Consider the following 18,868-nt stretch of genomic DNA (forward strand, 5'->3'; position numbering starts at 1 on the left):
TAAATAGCCTGGATGAGCTGTTTCGATTTCACCACAAGCAACGTCATCCTCATGCTTACGTTCAAGTGCCGCAATCTGCTGATCATTTAATTCAATACCATCCTGTGCCACTTTAGCCTCAAGTGCTTTTAAGCGCTTCTTAAAGTTTTCTAAATCATGACGAAGCCATATAGAGCGAACCCCACTCCCTGAAACGAATACACCCTTCTTGCGTAATTCATTACTCGTACGGTGCTGACCATATGCGGGATATTGAATTGCGAAATCAATAACAGCCTGTTCAGTAGCATCATCTACACGGTTTTTTAAATTTGGTACTCGACGGGATTTATTGATTAATGCATCAATATAACCAGATTTCACTAACTCTTTATAGCGATAAAATGTATCTCTTGAAACACCCATCACTTTGCATGCTCTGGATACATTCTGAAGCTCTTCAGCTAAATTAAGCAGACCTACTTTGTGTTTAATGATTTGATTGTTAGTATGCAACATAAGAAAGTTACCTTTGTTTGATTAAGATTTCGACACCTTTATCAAAACGGGTAACTTTCTCCTTTTCAAGAAGAATGTACGATCAAGTCTGAACTAATACACATAATCAGTGTAAAACATTTTACATGTGACTTGTTCCACTTTAGATATTTGTTTAAGATGAGATGTAACTCATTGAAATGTGTTATCATATTCGTCGTCAGAAAACAAGTATTATGCCATTATTTCAATGAGTTATCTTTTTTGTCGTGTACAAAGACTTTTTTTATAAATCAAATCAAAAGGGCTTTATGTTTTAAAGCCCTTTTAAAGATATTAACAATCTAAAACATCTGAAAATGTAGCTTCCAGTAACCTAGCTAGATCAATTGGGTTAAGACCAATGTCCAACCCCCTTTTTCCACCACTTACATAGATCTTATTTAATGATTTCGCTGTTTCATCTATTACAGTTTTGAGTCGTTTTTTCTGCCCTAGAGGACTAATTCCACCTACCAAATAACCAGTTAAACGTTCAGCATCTTTTGGATTGGCCATTTGCAACTTCTTACACCCTACTGCTGATGCAACTTTTTTTAAATTTAATTGATAATTCACTGGTAAAACTGCGATGAAATAACTTTTTTCATCGGTGACCATTAGCGTTTTGAATACTTCATCTACATTTAGATTGAGTTTTTCTGCGGCTTCTAAGCCAAAACTTTTTGCATTTACATCATGTTCATATTCATGAATTGTGAATGCTATTTTATTTTTTTCTAATAACTTGCAAGCTGGAGTCATTTTTTTCAGTTTTTTGCTTTAGTGATTAAAGTAGTATAAGTGTAGCATTTAAAAATCAAGGATTAAATTTACTTAGGCTATTTTTGAGATAAATCTATTCTTGATAAACACTCAATTAACCACATATATTTGCTAATAGTAAACAGAATGAGCTCAAGCAACGATGAGTTATAAACATAATAATTTGATGGCAATGCGTCAGAATTATTGGGATGATGAGTCATCTCCTACTGTGCAAGAAGAGAAAATTTTTCTTCGGAATACTTTGATTGAAGAAGGTATTTTTAAAAATGCGACTTTAGACGACACCAAGTATTTTTTCTTTACATTACCCAGTATCATTATTGTGAAAGCTCATGCTTTAGGCTTTCATCATAGTCATGTAAAGCGTATGTTGATTGCTCATATTCATACTAATCGTGCTGCTTTAATGAGAAAATCTACTCTAAAAATTCAGTTTAGGATTTAGGACATCTGTATACGAAAGCCAAATTTGAAAGTTAAATTTTACTTAGGCTATTCTGCTTTATTGACCTAATTCACAAATTTAGACTGATAATTCAAGAGATTGAACTATTTTAATACGTTCAAAAGCTGTAATATCCGCTACAGTTTAAGTCTCGGCTTTTAACCCTCCGATTTCAGCATAGGATTTTTCTTTCATGTCAGATCAGAACGATAAGCTTAAGAATCTAAAAACCTCCTCTGTAGATCGTCGCTTATCTATTGCAAAAGCCTCTTTACTCGCTGGAACACGTTGGGCGACTGCTAGCGCTACTTCAATTTTTTCTAGTGAAGAAGAAAAAGAGAAAAAGCGTAAAAAAGCCATGGCTGAACAAGCTCATTATTTAGTTTCTGAAATAGGAAAACTAAAAGGATCAATCGTAAAGATTGGTCAAATGATGGCTTTATACGGCGAACATTTCTTACCTGAAGAAATTACACAAGCATTAAATACACTGAACAATCAAACTGTCGCACTAGCTTGGCCTGCAATCAAAGCACATTTGCAAGAACAGTTAGGTTCTAAATTAGATGAACTCACGATTGATCATGAACCAATCGGTACAGCCTCACTTGCTCAAGTTCATCGTGCGACACGTAAATCAGATGGTTTAGAACTGGTTCTTAAAATTCAATACCCTGGTGTAGCGGAAGCAATTGATTCTGATATGAATCTATTTAAGAACATGCTTAAACTCACACGTATGGTGCCACAAACTCGTGAATTTGATCAGTGGTTTGATGAAGTTCGTGAAATGATGCATCGAGAAGTCGACTATAACATTGAAGCCGCGACAACTCGCCGCTTTGCTGCACGCCTGAAAGATGATCCTCGTTATATCGTTCCTGAAATTGTCGATGAATTTTGCGCTAAAAAAGTGTTGTGTATGACCTTTGAACGTGGTGTGCCTGTAAATAGCCCTGTCATGCTCTCCCTCCCCCAAGAACGTCGTAACCAATTAGGCGAAGCTTCTTTGGAAATTGCAGTACGTGAGCTGTTTGAATGGGGCGAAATGCAAACCGATCCGAACTTCGGTAATTATCTTGTTCGTTTGGGTAACGGCGATGATGTAAAGGACAAAATCGTTCTCCTCGACTTTGGTGCAATTCGTCAGTTCGATGAGAATTTGCTCACTGTCGCACGTAACCTGATCCATGCTGGTTATAACCATAACAAAGATGAAATGGTTAAAGCGATGACAGGCTACGAGTTCTTTGATGCAATGCCAGAAAGTATAAAACCTGGTATGGCAGATGTGTTCCTTATCGCCACAGAAGCATTTAGCTGTCCAGCTAACAATCCTGACATGCCTGCAGGTGTAATGGATGAGCAAGATCGCTACGATTGGAAAAAAAGCCAACTCCATAGTCGTGTCATGCAACAGGCAGCACAGTCTATGGCATCGCGCTATTTCTCGGTTCCACCAAAAGAATTTATGTTTATTAGCCGTAAGTTTATTGGTGCATATACGTTTATGACCGTGATCGAAGCAAAGACCAATGTACGAAAAATGATTCGTCAGTTTGCATAAGCACTATATCTAAAGTCATTTTGACCAATCTGATTTGTCAGTTTGGTCATTTTTTTTAAAATTTATTTTTCTGATATTTCTTTTATTCATTTAAAAACAATAATATAAAATCTATATACGAATCATTTTACCCTTTATCTTTCTTAATTGAGCACGTCAAACAAGACATAGTTTTTTTACTAGGGCCATGTCAGCATAATTTTACAACCATCCTCTAGGATAAAATCATGTCGAATATGATGAATAAAGCTCAAGGCTTTGGGCTATTTTTGATCACTAAAATCGCAGGAAGCGAAGTATTAGATCAACTCAAATTAAGAAAATTTGTAGAGAAATCATTATATCAAGGATCAAAAACAGGTTTTAAAGTACTGAATAAAACACAAAAAGCGTTTAAACCACAAGCAATTGATAAGCAACGCCTCCCGAATCAAGTTAATAAAAATTTGTTTGATCTCAGCCTGACTGAAGAACAGCAAATGACGGTTGATGCAATGTCTCAATTCGCTGAAGAAGTTTTATATGCTTTAGCGCATGACGCTGATCATCAAGCACAATTCCCAGAACAACTTTGGCAACATTTGGTCGACTTAGGTTTGAACTACTATGCGTTACCTGAAGCATTAGGTGGTGTTGCCGCTGAACAAAATATTGTCAGTAATATTCTGATTGCTGAAAGTTTGGCAAAAGGTGATTTCAGTTTAACAGCAGGTCTGCTCAGCACATTTAGCGTTATTAATGCAATTACCCGTTGGGGTTCAACACAAGTTCAATCGATGTATTTGCCTGTGTTTGCTGAAGATACTGACGTTACGGCAACATTTGCATTTCAAGAAGCGACTGCTGCATTTAATCCATATCAGTTAAAAACAACTGCAAATGAAGCAAACGGTCAATTCTACATTACAGGTGAAAAAACCTTAGTTATTCTAGGCGATACTGCGGATGTATTCCTTGTCAGTGCCGAGTTTAACGGTCAATCTGACATTTTTGTTGTACAGTCAAATGAAACGATTGCAATCAAAGCTAATCCAGCAATGGGATTAAAAGCAACTGAAACAGCAACACTTCACTTCAATCAAACACCAGCTTTACGCTTAGGCGATGCTGATTTTGATTACACTGCATTTGTCGACCTTGGAAACTTAATGTGGTGCGCCATGGCGATTGGTACAGGAGAAGCAATCAAAGCTTACTGTATTAAATATGCCAATGAACGTACTGCTTTTGGCGAACCCATCTCGCATCGTCAAAGTGTGGCATTCATGATTGCCGATATGGCCATTGAAATTGATGCTATGCGTATGTTGGTTTTAAATGCGGCAAGCTTGGCTGAAGCGGGTCAACCATTTCATCGTGAAGCCTATCTTGCTCGCTTACTTTGTGCCGAAAAATCTATGAAAATCGGTACAGATGGTGTTCAAATCTTAGGTGGTCATGGTTTTACTAAAGAGCATCCTGTTGAGCGTTGGTATCGTGATCTACGTGCAACCGCTATCTTACATTCTGGCTTGCATGCGTAATTTTGGAGAATAATAATGAACTTACAAAATCCGAAAAAATTTAAAATGTTGGTTGATCAGGCGCATGAAACTGCAATCAATGTTTTGCGTCCAATCTCACGCAAATATGATAAAGCTGAACATGCCTATCCAAAAGAACTCGATATGCTAGCTGCCCTATTGGATGGTATGAATGAAAGTGGCGAAGGTGTGGGTGCAGCCAATGCGAGTAAACGAGGGACAGCGAACCCAGATGACATTGTGAATGGCGGTAACATGTCTGCGGCACTTGGTATTATTGAAATGTGTTATGGTGATACAGGCTTACTGCTCAGTATGCCACGTCAAGGCTTAGGCAACTCTGCCATTGCAGCAGTTGCCAATGATGAACAACTTGAACGTTTCAAAGGGACTTGGGCTGCTATGGCGATTACTGAACCTAGTTGTGGTTCAGACTCAGCGGCTATTCGTACAACAGCAACCAAAGATGGTGATGATTACATCTTAAATGGAGAAAAAATCTTTGTCACTTCTGGTGAACGTGCTGACTCAGTTGTAGTTTGGGCAACCCTAGATAAAAAGCTGGGTCGTGCTGCGATTAAATCTTTCGTTGTACCTAAAGGTACAGTAGGTATGAAAGTTGAACGTCTGGAACACAAGCTCGGGATTAAAGCCTCAGATACGGCGGTGATTAGCTTTACGGACTGCCGTGTACCTGCTGCAAATTTATTGGGTAATCCAGAAATTGATGTTGCTAAAGGTTTTGCTGGTGTTATGGAAACTTTTGACAACACTCGTCCACTTGTTGCAGCAATGGCAATCGGTTGTGCAAAGGCATCTTTAGAACGTATCAAGGAAATTTTCAAAGACCAGCTTGATCCTGACTACAAAACGCCTTATTTGCAAACCTCGAATTTAGCCGCACAGATTTACCGTATGGAAGCTGAGTGGGAAGCTGCTCGCCTACTTATGATTAAAGCCACATGGATGGCTGACAATAAAAAGCCCAACTCTAAAGAAGCTTCGATTGCTAAAGCAAAAGCTGGGCGTGTAGGTAATGAAATTACTCTCAAATGCGTCGAATTAGCTGCAAGCGTGGGCTATGGTGAAGATGAGTTATTAGAAAAATGGGCACGTGACTCAAAAATCCTTGATATTTTTGAAGGTACACAACAGATTCAACAGCTCATTATTGCTCGTCGTGAATTGGGTAAATCTTCGAGTGAATTGAAATAAATACCCATTTAAACAAAAAATTTAAAAAGGACGTTATTTACGTCCTTTTATTTCCATATAGCGCGCGCTATCGCATCGTCACAAACTCTTCCGCAGATGTTGGATGAATCGCAACGGTATTATCAAAATCTTTTTTCGTCGCTCCCATTTTTAAAGCAACCGCAAAACCTTGCAGAATCTCATCCATGCCAAAACCGATACCGTGAATACCGACAATTTTTTCATTTTCACCCACACAGACTAGCTTCATTTTGGTCGGCTGACGATGTTGCGTAATGGCGCTATACATCGCAGTAAATGATGAATTATAAACTTTCACAACTTGCTGACCGTATTTATCAATCGCTTCTTGCTCAGTTATCCCTATTGTTCCAATCGGAGGATGACTGAAAACAACCGTTGGAATATTATCGTAATCTAAATGCTCATCTGGCTTATGATTGAATAATCGCTCAGACAATTTACGACCTGCTGCAACTGCGACAGGTGTCAGCTCCATTTTCCCTGTAATATCTCCTACCGCATAAATGCCTGTTTGGGATGTATTCTGGAATTTATCGACTTGAATATATCCTCGATCATCGAGCTGTATATTGGCTTTTTCTAAATTCAAGCTCGCCGTATTTGGCTCACGGCCTGTTGCCCAAATCAAGCAATCGACAGTATGACTTTCGCCACTTTCTAAATGTAATACGACAGAGCCATCGGCATTCTTGGTGATTTTTTTAGGAACAGCTTGTGTATGTATAGTAATTCCATCTGTTTGCATCACTTCAACCAAAGTTTCACTTAAGAAAGAGTCAAAACGTCGAACAGGTAGATCTTTACGGATAAATAATCCAACTTGTGAACCTAAAGAATTAAGTACCCCAGCCAATTCAACTGCAATATAACCCGAACCAATCACAGCAGTAGTTTTAGGTAAAGCCGTTAGTTCAAAGAAACCATTCGAATCAATGCCATATTCAACACCATCAATATCAGGCAATGATGGCTGTGTCCCCGTTGCAATCAGGATATGATCTGCTGTGAATTTCTCACCGTTGACTTCGATAGTATTTTTATCAATAAAATGAGCTGCACCATGGATTAAATCAACTTTATTTTTGCTTAGGCTATTTTGATAGGACTGATGAATACGTTCTATATAAGCTTGACGATTTTTGACCAGTGTCTGCCAATCGAAAGATTCAACTTTACTGTTAAAGCCATAATCAGGACCATATTTTTGAATTGATTCAGCAATATGTGCCGCATACCACATAACTTTTTTAGGCACACAGCCGACATTGACGCAGGTTCCACCAATTTCAGCCTTTTCAATCAAGGCGCATTTCTTCCCATACATCGCAGCACGGTTAACTGATGCAATTCCACCACTACCACCACCAATCGCAATATAATCATAATGTTTTGTCATCATCGCCTCATGCTGTAATTACACAATTATTTTTAAGTACTCTTTATAAATATACAGCAACATGATGCAAAAACTTTTGTTTTTTAAATTTTTAATACAAGAAAAAAGCACTGACCATGAATGATCAATGCTTCTGCTTTGGGAAAGTTTTAAGTTATTCGGCTGCCACGGCTTCAACTGAAGTTTCAACTAAAGATTGATCCAAGACACCAAATTTCTTAAATAGTTTTGCACGACGTTTTGGATAGATATTGGCTTTATTCAAATCACCTTTGTAGTGATCAAATACACGCTTATCCATCATTTTTGACCATAGTGGTGGAATTAATGCTGGTAATAGCATTGTTGCATAACCACTAGGTAATTCTGGTGCTTCATCAAAATGGCGCAGTGCTTGGAATGGACGTGTTGGATAAGCATGATGATCTGAATGACGCTGTAATTGATACAAGAATAAGTTGGTCACAATATTGTTATTGTTCCAGCTATGCTCTGGCATCGTACGTTCATATTTACCATTCTTATCTTTTTGACGTTTTAAACCATAATGTTCAATATAATTAATGATTTCAAACAAGCTAATACCGTAAAAAGCTTGAGTCGCTAAGTAAGGAATGACACCTTTACCGAATAATCCGATCATTGAACCATGAAAGGCAGCACTCATTCCCCAGCCTTGCAATAATTCATTTTCAGTTGACCAGAATTTTTTACCTTTACGTTTCAAACGATTAGTTTCAATTTCAATAGCAGATTTGAAAGAACCAATGACTGTACGTGGCCAAAACTCATAGAATGTTTCACCCATTTGTGAAGATGCTGGATCTTCTGGTGTTGCAGCACGTTTATGGTGCCCATACGGATGTTCTACACGGAAGTGATTATATCCTGTTGGTACAAGAGCAAGATGAGAAAGAATATGATCTATACGATCATGTTTATGGCTAAGCTCATGTGCAGTATTGATTGCGATACCATTGATCGCACCCATTGAAATACCCAATAGGATTTTATCGATAAATGAAGTTTCTTTACGGCTAGATAAATAACACGCATAAAAATTAGCTGCATATTGTAGTGGAAGAAAGCTTTTCACTAAGCGTGAATAATACGGATCTTTTTCAAGTAGTTTAATATCTTCATCAGTTGGGTTATTTGCGTCTTTTCCAATCAATGCGTCAATTGCTGGAATAACGATGTGCAAAACAATTGGCCCGCCTAATGCAAAGATTTTTTTCAGTGGACGAGGTGCAAATTGATAACCTGCTAAAATGCCAATTCCAATTGCAGGTAAAGCTGGGCTAATTGCCCATAAATAACGTTTACGATCCAATTCAGTTTTCGATTTTGAAATGCTTACTGGCGTAAGTTCTTGCTCAACATTTACTGGTGCATTCATCATCTTATCCATGTCTTTGTATATATGTATATTTTGATGAATTATGAATTTCATGACAGTTGCAAGCGTCCAAAAAACCTATGTCAAAGTCTTTGGCATCATCACCCCTGTTTTTGTCCTATAAACACATATTGAGTTATTACAGTAGCTCTCTATAATTTAAAATGAATACATAGTTTTAAAATCATATGGATGCTTTAAGTAAAATATTTGCTGATATACATTTAAATCACACCGAATATATCTACTTGAAAACTCAGGGAGAATGGAGTTTTATCTGTCAGGATCAAACCGCCCTGATTGTTTATATTGTTTTAGTTGGTTCAGTTTTCATTCAAATTGATTCACAAAATAGTTTAACTGCTCATGCTGGTGAAATTGTCCTAATTCCTTCTGGAACAGCACATACGGGTGCCGATAACTCCATCACAAAGCTTGTGAATGCAGTCGATATTTCAAAATTGTTTGATGGACATAAAGAAGATGCTATTGAATTCGGTACAGATTCGTCAGAGAAAAATCTTATTTTAAGTGTTCGTTGTCAGATTGACACCATCATGGCGCGCCCTTTTATTCAAGCGTTACCTTCAATCATTCATATTCAACACGGAGAAAATACAGCACCTGAATGGTTACAAATTGGTTTACACTTTTTAGCATTAGAGACACAAAATATTCAGGCTGGCAGAGATATCATTATTGATCATCTTGTAAATATTTTATTGATCAAATGTATCAGAGATCATATTCAACAGATCTCAAATCAACATGGATGGCTAAGCGCTTTAAATCATCCTGAGCTCAGCAATAGCCTTGCTGCAATTCATAACCATCCTGAAGATGCATGGACAGTTGAAACCCTTGCAGAACAATGCTGCATGTCGCGTTCAAAATTTGCAAGTTTATTTCATGAGGTGATCGGAGAATCTCCCTTGGCTTATCTACAACAACATCGTATGCGCTTAGCAAGCCAATATTTACGTAAAAGTAATTACTCCATTCATCTGATTGCAAATAAAGTGGGCTATTCTTCTGAAACAGCCTTTAGCCAAGCATTCAAACGAACTTTTGAAGTATCACCTAAGCAGTATCGACAGCAATTCATCGAAGCAGAAAATTAGAATATAAAAAAAGACACCGAGGTGTCTTTTTTATTTCTGTAAATTTTAACGGACAATACCGCGTGTAGACTTTTCGAGTGAATCAATAAACAATTGTGCTTCAGGCGTCTTCGTCAGTATGTCGCTACGAATCTGCTCAATCGCTTGCTCAGTGGTTAAACCAGCCTTATAAATCAGCTTATATGCTTCTCTTAAACCCTGAATCGTGTCTCGAGTCCAACCTTTGCGTCGCATGCCTTCAATATTCATACCATATGCATGTGCAGGATTACCAGATGCCATCACGTAAGCAGGAACGTCCTTAAGAATTAAAGCTGCTCCACCAATCATGCTATATGAATCAATACGACAGAACTGATGAATACCCGCATTACCGCCTACAATAACATGATTGCCGACATGGACATGACCTGCAACACCTACATTATTGGCAAAAATATTGTGATCACCAATTACACAGTCATGCGCAATATGGGTATTCACCATGAATAAGTTATGACTGCCAATTTTTGTTATTGCGTTATCCTGAACCGTACCTCTATGCAAAGTACAATGTTCACGAATAAAGTTATTATCCCCAATCTCTAGCCATGTTTCTTCACCTTGATACTTTAAATCTTGGCAAATTTCACCGACACTCGAAAACTGAAAAATATCATTATTTTTTCCAATTTTCGTAAAACCGCCAATTACCACATGTGAACGTAATTTAGTCCCAGCATCAATCGTTACATTTGGACCAACAATACAATACGGTCCAATTTGTACATCAGATGCAATTTCTGCAGATGGGTCAATAATTGCGGTTGGGTGAATTAGGTTTTGACTACTCATGTCTGCTCAATTTTTTGGTGGGAAATCATGATCTCGGCTGTTGCAGCGACAATACCGTCGACACTAGCCTTGCAATTGTACTTGTAAATGCCACGTTTTTGCATCACTAGTTCTGATTTTAAGACAAGCTGGTCACCAGCAACAACTTGTTTCTTAAATCTTACTTTTTCTGCGCCAGCAAATAAGAACAATGATCCTTCTTTTGGCTTTTGATTTGTCAAAACAAAACCCAATATACCTGAGACCTGAGCAAGCGCTTCAATAATCAACACACCCGGCATAATCGGGTATGTCGGGAAATGACCTTGCAAAAACTCTTCATTAATAGAGACATTTTTATAGCCGACAATACTATTCTCAGTTATTTCTGTAACTCTATCAACAAGCAAAAAAGGATAACGATGCGGTAAATATTCACGAATCGTAAGAATATCCATGGGTAATTCAGGCATTGTAAATGCTGGAGATGTAGACTCAGTCATAATAAATTATTTACGTAACTTAAAGGTTGATTCAAGGGACTCTAATTGAGCTTGCATATGATCAAGCCTTTTAGTGATTTGGGTCAATGGCACATCTGCTAATTGTCTAAGGCGTACAACAGTTCTTTTCCAGTGACTATTTTCAAACAGTCCAATTCCAGAAGAAAAGGTTCCCGACTCAGAAATACTTTTTGTGACCATTGACATTCCAGTAAGCGTCACATTATTCGCAATATTTAAATGCCCTGCAACTGCGCTGCCACCACCGATAATACAGTTTTTGCCAATTCGGACACTTCCAGCGATTGCCGTGTTTGCAGCGATGGCTGTATGTTGATCAATTTGAACATTGTGAGCAATTTGCACAAGGTTATCAATAATGACGCCATCTGCTAAAATTGTGTCATCTAATGCGCCACGATCAATACTACAATTTGAACCAATACGAACATCATTACCGATTCTTACTGAACCGAGTTGAGCAATACGGTGCCATTTTCCTTGATAAGGTGCAAAACCAAAACCTTCTGATCCAATCACCGTATTCGCATGAATACGAACCCGATCTTTTAACTTTGCACCGCCAGTAATCGTGACATTTGCATCAATGAAACAGTCGTTACCAATTTCAACATCATCATCAATAAAAGCATGTGCTTGGATAATTGTATTATCTCCAATAACACAATGCTCACCAATAACAGCATAGTGCCCTATATAAGCATTATCAGCCACAATTGCAGAAGGATGAATTTGAGCAGTACTTTCGATACCTCTTTGAGAAATTTTCTTCTCAAATAAATGTGTAAGAGTTGCAAAAGCGAGATAAGGATTTTCTACAACGATAAAATTTTGCTTCGATGATAATTGTTGTTTTAATGCAGTTGTCACAATATAAACACCTGCTTCGCTTGCTTCAGCTTGTGCTAAATATTTTTCACTATTTACAAAACAAATGTGATGATTTTGTGCCTGTTCCAAACTAGACAAATTAGAAATTTTAAAATCTTTATCACCAAAAAGCTCACCTTTTACAAGATGAGCTATTTCTTCTAAACGATAAATACGTCTATTCATTGATTATTTCAGTGCGTTAACCTTTTGGATCATTTTATCAGTTAAATCATACTGAGCGTCAGAGGCAATTGTTGAATTTTTATTCAAAATAAGATCTAAATTATTTTCTTTTCTTAATTGCTCAGCAACTTGCTTCACTTTTCCTTCAAATGCAGTGTTCATTGACTGTAATGTAGACTGTACTTTAGTCTGTAAACCCTGTTGAGTTGTATTGAACTCATTTAACTTAGCTTGATACAGCGCAGTCATTTTTTGAATATCTGCTTGATTCATCTTAGGACCATCAGTTTGCGCTTTTTGCTGCATAGTTTCCAATTCTTTGCCTAATTGTTCTAATCGTGTCGATGTTGGTTTAACTGATTGGCCAAGAGCAGCATTTTGTTGTTTAAGATATGTGCTACTTTCAACTACGCGAGCTAGATCAACAACACCTATACCAGCAGCATTCGTCATAGCAGAAACCGTTAAACCTAAGCCTAACATCAACATCGTTAATTTTTTCATTATTTCGTCCTTTTATATTTTAAGAGCTTAAGGGCCATACTTAGAAAGTACGACCAATTTCGAATTGAATAGATTTGGTATTATCGCCACTCTTATCATTAAGCGGATAAGCATAACTTAATGATAATGGACCAATCATCGTAATCCACGTAAAACCAGCGCCAACGCTATAACGCATATTGCCAAAATCGAATTTGTAGTTATCATTACAATATTGTTTGATATCAACAGTATTACCACCTACCAGAATATTACCACTTGGTACATTACATTGTGTATCAAATACTTGAGCACCCTCTGCAAAAAGCACAGGTCGAACTTGACGTGTCCAATCTCCTTTGAATGGTAAAGGAAGCGCCAATTCTGTTCCAAATTGAACTAGTGCGTTACCACCCACTTCCTCTTTTGATAAGTCATCTTTACCCATTTCCTGGAAAATAACACTTGGATATTTAGGACCTAATGAACTGTTATCATAGCCACGGACTGATCCATAACCACCCGCATAGAAGTTTTTATAGAATGGTAGGTCATTACCATAACCTAATTTACCATAACCTCTAAGCACAAAACCCATAGGTAATGATTTGAATGCCTGAGCATCATAAGTCATTTTTTGATAGTCAACATCACTACCTGGAAGGCCTACTTCTAGACCAACACGGTGCGACATACCTGACGTCGGGAAAAGTGGTCTGTTCAAGGTGTTATAAGACCAACCTAAATTCAAAGTATAAGTTAGGAAACTACCCTCGAAAGCACTATTATAAGTAATCTCACCACCTGGTTTACATTTACCTGTATAGTTACCATCTAAATCTTTATCTAATTGGTCTTCAGGACAATAAGTGCTCTGTGCAGTTGCTTTACCACCATTCGCTAATAAGTAATCACGGATATAAGTCGAAACGCTCGGACCAGTACGTACTTTAGTTTGATCGATACCTAAAGACGCACTAATACTCTGATTTTCATCAATTGGGTATCCGAAACTTAAACTACCACCGACACTATCAGTAACATAGTTATTAACGTTATAGTTCTCACTTAACTTCGTTTTTCGATAATAAACGTTATAACCACGACTCACGCCATCAATAGTAAAATATGGGTCAGTCACACTTAAGTTATAATAGTCTTGTGTTTCAGAACGAGATAAATCAATCGCAACACGGTTTCCAGTACCCATAAAGTTGGTTTGGCTTAAACCTGCTTGGAAAGTAATACCACCATTTTGAGAATAACCAACCGCAAGTGTCGTTGTACCAGAGTGTTGCTCTTCGACATTAATATTTAAATCAACTTGGTCTGGTGAATTAGGTACACGAACAGGTTTTACATCAACAGTTTTAAAGAAACCTGTACGTTCCAGACGCACTTTGGACAAGTCAATTTTTTCATTGCTTGCTAAAGCACCTTCCATTTGGCGCATTTCACGACGTAATACTTCATCAGCTGTTTTACTATTTCCAGTAAAGTTAATACGACGAACAGTGACTTGTTGACCAGGGTTAATATAATAATTTAGATTCACAATCCCTGTTTGATTATTAATTTCAGGTACAACATTCACTTCTGCATAGTAATAACCTGCATTACCATATTTGCGAAGTAGCAACTGCTTAACGGCATTTACTTTTTCTTGTGAATAAGTTTCACCATCTTTATATAATTTTAGTGCTTTTAATTCTTCAGGTTTATAGAGTGCATCGCCTAAGAATTTGGTTTCACCAAACTTAAATTGACTACCTTCATCAACTGAAACCTCAATAAAGATGTGCTTTTTATCTTCGCTAATGTTGAGTTGTGAATTGATAATATTAAAGTTGATATAACCTTTATTCAGATATAGAGCTCGTAACGCTTCTAAGCTTGCTGCCATTTTTTCACGTGCATAGCGATCATTACGTGTAACAATAGAAGCCCAACCGCTTTCTTTAACTGCAAAAGCTTGCTTAATATCACTATCACTAAATACAGTATTACCAATGATATTAATATCAAATACTTTTGCAGCAGTACCTTCATTAAAATTAAGCTTGAGCTCAACACGGTTATTTGGTCTAGCAACAGTATCAATCGTTACATCTGCATCATAACGACCTTGCTGAGTATATTGTTGTTCAAGCTCAGTCTCAATAATCTGTAATGCAGATTTCTTGAACACTTCGCCTTCAGCAATACCCATCTTTTTTAAGCCCTGTTCTAAGGCTTCTTTAGGGATAAGTTTATTGCCTTTGAATTCCAATTTTGAAATGATTGGACGCTCTACAACTTTAAACACTAATACGTCTTTTTCTTTATAAGCTTTAATGTCATCAAATAAACCTGAAGCATATAAACTACGTATCGCCTCAGCAATCATTGGATCACTTACTCTATCGCCACTATTTATTGGTAACATAGAATAGATACTTGCAGGTGTTAAACGCACGAGGCCATCAATTCGTATATCTTGTGCAAGAAACTCATCTGCTGCGTATGCTTGTTGTACCACTGCCATCGCACTAACCAGTGCCAAAGGCATTAATAAATGTGTGTGACGCATGCCCATATATTTTCCAGTAAGTTAAATTCCGTTTGCGTTTTTTATAAACGCATGAAGTCGTTAAATAAAGCCAAAAGCATCATGCTACCGAGCAGTACCATACCAACTTTTAGACCAAACATCTGTATTTGTTCAGAAACAGGTTTACCACGTATTGCTTCAATAAAGTAATAAACTAAATGACCGCCATCAAGCATCGGTATTGGTAATAAATTTAAAATTCCTAAACTAACACTCATCAATGCCATAAAAGAAATAAAGGTTTGCCACCCCATTTCAGCACTCTGTCCTGCAACTTTAGCAATCGTAATAGGACCTGATAAGTTATCCAATCCAATTAGGCCACGTACCATTTTCGTAATCGAACTAAAAATCATACCTGACAATTGTGTTGTTTTTTCAACAGCAACCCCGAAAGCTTCTACAGGTGAATACTGAATAGTTTGTTTATATTCATTCGGAATTGTGATTTTACCTGCATCACTTTTTACTCCAAGAACACCACTCATATTACCCATATTGTCACGTTGGCCTTGAGGCATCACTTGTAAATGAACCAGTTTGCCTTGACGTAGCACATCAATATTTAAGAGTTTTTCAGGTGAATTTTGTACAACATCAACGACATCAAACCAATCTTTCATTGCAACGTTATTAATCGCAACAATTTTATCTCCGACTTTCATACCTTGACGTATTGCAGCACCATCAGTACTCAGTTCTTTTACGATCGCTGGAATCACAGGACGATAAGGTAAAAACCCTAACTCATCCAAAGGCGATTGGCTCTGATCTTTTAGAAAATCTTTAATCGGTAAACTAAACTGTTTTTCAGTTCCAGTACGCTCAACGACAATTGAAACCTGACCTGTCTCTCCAACACGATTAACTAAAGCGTAGTTTAGTTTTTCCCATGTCGGTGTCGTTTGACCATCAACCATGACTACTTTATCGCCAACATGTAAATTGACTTGAGCAGCAGGTGTATTTGGTACAATCTTACCAATACGTGTATTTAATTGTTCCTGAGCTGGTAAAAACAAAATCCAAAACAATAAAACAGCAAAAATAAGATTAATCAGCGGTCCAGCAGCAACAATTGCAATACGTTTCCAAGGTGACTGACGATTAAACGCATAAGGTAAATCTTGCTCAGCAACATTACCTTCACGCTCATCCAACATTTTGACATAACCACCAAGTGGCAATGCAGAAAGCTGGTATTGTATACCTGATTTTTTCGATTGCCATTTAAGCAAAGTGGGTCCAAAGCCAATAGAATAGACTAAAACTTTAACACCTAATTTACGTGCGACCCAATAATGACCAAACTCATGAATCGCGATCAGTGGGCCTAATAATAAAATCGCCGCAACAATCATAAATAGTGCGCTCATACGATTTAACCCCCTATACCCACGATGTACTTCTCTGCATTACCTCTTGCGATCATATCAGTCTGCAAAATGATGTCTATGCTTTCTGCTTTAGCATTTTGTACAGCTTGTAAAGTATGCTCGACCACTTGCGTAATTTCAGTGAATCGAATTTGCCGATTTAAAAATGCAGCGACCGCGATTTCATTGGCAGCATTCAAAATTGTAGGAGCCAACCCACCCTCACGCATTGCTTGACGAGCTAAATTTAAAGCTGGAAACTTAATATTATCAGGTGCCTGAAAATTTAATTGAGCTGTTTCAAACAGATTTAAAGCAGGAACATCCGTCTTTAATCGTTGCGGCCATGCCAATGCGTGCGCAATTGGCGTACACATGTCTGGGTTACCCATTTGAGCCAAAGTTGATCCATCCACATATTGCACCATGGAATGAATAATACTCTGTGGATGAACAACAACTGTAACAAAATGTTCTGATATTGAAAACAAATGACACGCTTCGATCAATTCCAAACCTTTATTCATTAAAGTCGCTGAATCTACCGAAATTTTTTGCCCCATCGACCAATTTGGATGCTTACAAGCCTGTTGAGGCGTTACATCATGTAATTGTTCTAAAGAATGATTAAGAAATGGACCACCAGAAGCTGTTAATAAAACCTGAGACACTCCAAGTTGTGGCTCACCTGTTCTCTCAATCTGTAAATAATTGTGTGGTAATGACTGAAAAATCGCATTATGCTCTGAATCGACAGGAAGCAATAAAGCATTATGATCACGTGCTGCCTGCATCATGATGTCACCTGACATCACTAAGGCTTCCTTGTTTGCAAGTAACACTCGTTTTCCCGCTTTGACTGCGGCAAGTGTTGGTAATAAACCAGCAGCACCGACAATTGCAGCCATAACAATATCAACTTCATCGTGTTCAGCAATCGCTATCAAACCCGCTTCATCTGTTAAAATTTCAATATTTTTTAGGTTTTCTTGATTTAAACGTTGCTCTAGTTCTAAAGCTTTTATTTTCGGAACAACCACTATTTTAGGGCTGTATTTTTTACATATTTCTACCAGTTCATCTAAACGACTATATGCAGAAACCGCATAAACAGAGTATTGGTCTGGGTGTCGTGCCAATACTTTTAAGGTACTTTGCCCAATAGAGCCTGTAACACCCAATATACAAACAGCCTGTGTCATTTATAGATCTACACCAATAAGTTTTACCAATACATACATACCAGTTGCAAAAATAGGCGATGCAGCAAGAAGTGAATCAATTCGATCTAATACTCCACCATGCCCAGGAAGTACACGACCTGAGTCTTTAATGCCTGCACGACGTTTGATCATTGACTCAAACAAGTCACCTAATACTGATGCAAAAACGGTAATAATAGAAAGAATCAGGAATAAGATAAGCTGTATTACAGTTAAGTCTAAATAGAAATGTTGTACAACCAACATAATCACAACTGTTGTTGCAATACCACCATACAATCCCTCAACCGATTTATTTGGGCTTACTGTAGGAGCAAGTTTTCTTTTACCCAATTTACGACCAACAAAATATGCACCACTATCTGCCCCCCAAACCAACAAGAACAAATACATCAGCCACCAAGGTGAGCTATGCCAAACCGCATAAAGCGCAGTCACTGCTGCAGAAATTAGAATAAAACCAATTACATATAATGATACATTGTACCAATTATCTGATTCTGGAAAGTTTTTAACCCAGTAAATACTACCTAGCCACGTAAGAATAGATGCTGCCCATAGCAACAATGCAACATCATCAAAAAATAATGCGAGTGTTGAAACCGATGCTACACATATACCATATATCCAAGCCTTAGGTTTTGAAACAATAGCTTCTTTATGAGGCATAAGCTTAAACCACTCATAGCCTGCAACCCCAGCTGCTAAAATCATAAGCACAAACATTGGATAATGTGATTGCGTCGCAAACATGCAACTTAAAACAACAGCAACTAACACCAATGCGGTAATAATCCGCTCTAACATT

At 37.6% G+C, this 18,868-nt stretch carries 17 protein-coding genes; 5 read left to right on the plus strand and 12 right to left on the minus strand.

Features of this window, described 5'->3' with window-relative positions; genetic code table 11:
• The coding region (locus NO346_RS08600) for a helix-turn-helix domain-containing protein (RefSeq protein WP_256414908.1) at nucleotides 1-498 on the minus strand (498 nt) is incomplete at its 3' end.
• Between the two features lie 315 nt (nucleotides 499-813).
• A complete protein-coding gene (gene ybaK / locus NO346_RS08605) occupies nucleotides 814-1,281 on the minus strand; it encodes a Cys-tRNA(Pro) deacylase (protein WP_256414909.1) in 468 nt (155 codons plus the stop codon).
• Between the two features lie 163 nt (nucleotides 1,282-1,444).
• Between ybaK and NO346_RS08610 the strand changes: the two genes are divergently transcribed.
• From NO346_RS08610 to NO346_RS08625, 4 genes are all read left to right on the plus strand, one after another.
• Nucleotides 1,445-1,750, plus strand: a complete 306-nt coding sequence (locus tag NO346_RS08610; protein WP_256414910.1) for a hypothetical protein — start codon at nucleotides 1,445-1,447, stop codon at nucleotides 1,748-1,750.
• Nucleotides 1,751-1,943: 193 nt separating this feature from the next.
• Nucleotides 1,944-3,317 carry an AarF/ABC1/UbiB kinase family protein gene (locus tag NO346_RS08615; RefSeq protein ID WP_256414911.1) on the plus strand — a complete coding sequence of 458 codons (1,374 nt, stop codon included), beginning with the start codon at nucleotides 1,944-1,946 and terminating at the stop codon, nucleotides 3,315-3,317.
• Between the two features lie 236 nt (nucleotides 3,318-3,553).
• A complete protein-coding gene (locus NO346_RS08620; protein WP_256414945.1) occupies nucleotides 3,554-4,840 on the plus strand; it encodes an acyl-CoA dehydrogenase family protein in 1,287 nt (428 codons plus the stop codon).
• A gap of 15 nt (nucleotides 4,841-4,855) precedes the next feature.
• Complete coding sequence (locus NO346_RS08625) at nucleotides 4,856-6,055, plus strand: acyl-CoA dehydrogenase family protein (RefSeq protein ID WP_256414912.1); 1,200 nt, start codon at nucleotides 4,856-4,858, stop codon at nucleotides 6,053-6,055.
• Between the two features lie 67 nt (nucleotides 6,056-6,122).
• Here the strand turns inward: NO346_RS08625 and gorA are convergent, their stop codons facing one another.
• Together gorA and NO346_RS08635 are read right to left on the minus strand one after the other, a co-directional pair.
• On the minus strand, nucleotides 6,123-7,475 hold the full coding sequence (gorA, locus tag NO346_RS08630) for a glutathione-disulfide reductase (RefSeq protein WP_256414946.1): 1,353 nt from the start codon (nucleotides 7,473-7,475) through the stop codon (nucleotides 6,123-6,125).
• A gap of 154 nt (nucleotides 7,476-7,629) precedes the next feature.
• The gene (locus tag NO346_RS08635) at nucleotides 7,630-8,874 is read right to left on the minus strand and encodes an alkane 1-monooxygenase (RefSeq protein ID WP_256414913.1); all 1,245 of its coding nucleotides are present in this window, start codon (nucleotides 8,872-8,874) and stop codon (nucleotides 7,630-7,632) included.
• Between the two features lie 188 nt (nucleotides 8,875-9,062).
• On the opposite strand from NO346_RS08635, the gene NO346_RS08640 reads away from it, so the two are divergent.
• Nucleotides 9,063-9,995 (plus strand): AraC family transcriptional regulator, encoded by a 933-nt coding sequence (locus tag NO346_RS08640; protein ID WP_087537068.1) that lies wholly within the window; start codon nucleotides 9,063-9,065, stop codon nucleotides 9,993-9,995.
• A gap of 45 nt (nucleotides 9,996-10,040) precedes the next feature.
• On the opposite strand, the gene lpxA is transcribed toward NO346_RS08640, so the two are convergent.
• From lpxA to NO346_RS08680, 8 genes are read right to left on the minus strand one after another with little or no spacing between them, the layout of a single operon-like run.
• Nucleotides 10,041-10,829: an acyl-ACP--UDP-N-acetylglucosamine O-acyltransferase gene (gene lpxA, locus NO346_RS08645; protein WP_046739600.1), complete on the minus strand. Its 789-nt coding sequence runs from the start codon at nucleotides 10,827-10,829 to the stop codon at nucleotides 10,041-10,043.
• Nucleotides 10,826-11,311, minus strand: coding sequence for a 3-hydroxyacyl-ACP dehydratase FabZ (gene fabZ / locus NO346_RS08650; protein ID WP_005160297.1), 486 nt, complete (start codon nucleotides 11,309-11,311; stop codon nucleotides 10,826-10,828). The genes lpxA and fabZ overlap by 4 nt, the downstream gene beginning before the upstream one ends.
• A gap of 6 nt (nucleotides 11,312-11,317) precedes the next feature.
• The gene (lpxD, locus tag NO346_RS08655) at nucleotides 11,318-12,388 is read right to left on the minus strand and encodes a UDP-3-O-(3-hydroxymyristoyl)glucosamine N-acyltransferase (protein ID WP_256414914.1); all 1,071 of its coding nucleotides are present in this window, start codon (nucleotides 12,386-12,388) and stop codon (nucleotides 11,318-11,320) included.
• 3 nt (nucleotides 12,389-12,391) lie between these two features.
• Nucleotides 12,392-12,892 (minus strand): OmpH family outer membrane protein, encoded by a 501-nt coding sequence (locus tag NO346_RS08660; protein WP_005160299.1) that lies wholly within the window; start codon nucleotides 12,890-12,892, stop codon nucleotides 12,392-12,394.
• A 40-nt stretch (nucleotides 12,893-12,932) separates the two neighbouring features.
• Nucleotides 12,933-15,446, minus strand: coding sequence for an outer membrane protein assembly factor BamA (gene bamA, locus NO346_RS08665; RefSeq protein ID WP_256414915.1), 2,514 nt, complete (start codon nucleotides 15,444-15,446; stop codon nucleotides 12,933-12,935).
• Nucleotides 15,447-15,481: 35 nt separating this feature from the next.
• The gene (gene rseP, locus NO346_RS08670; RefSeq protein WP_046739595.1) at nucleotides 15,482-16,837 is read right to left on the minus strand and encodes an RIP metalloprotease RseP; all 1,356 of its coding nucleotides are present in this window, start codon (nucleotides 16,835-16,837) and stop codon (nucleotides 15,482-15,484) included.
• Between the two features lie 5 nt (nucleotides 16,838-16,842).
• Entirely contained in the window at nucleotides 16,843-18,039 is a 1,197-nt protein-coding gene (gene ispC, locus NO346_RS08675; protein WP_005160305.1) for a 1-deoxy-D-xylulose-5-phosphate reductoisomerase, read from the minus strand.
• A complete protein-coding gene (locus tag NO346_RS08680) occupies nucleotides 18,040-18,867 on the minus strand; it encodes a phosphatidate cytidylyltransferase (RefSeq protein ID WP_256414916.1) in 828 nt (275 codons plus the stop codon).
• Nucleotide 18,868 lies beyond the last annotated feature (1 nt).

This window comes from Acinetobacter sp. 5862 (assembly GCF_024494585.1).
GTDB lineage: Bacteria > Pseudomonadota > Gammaproteobacteria > Pseudomonadales > Moraxellaceae > Acinetobacter.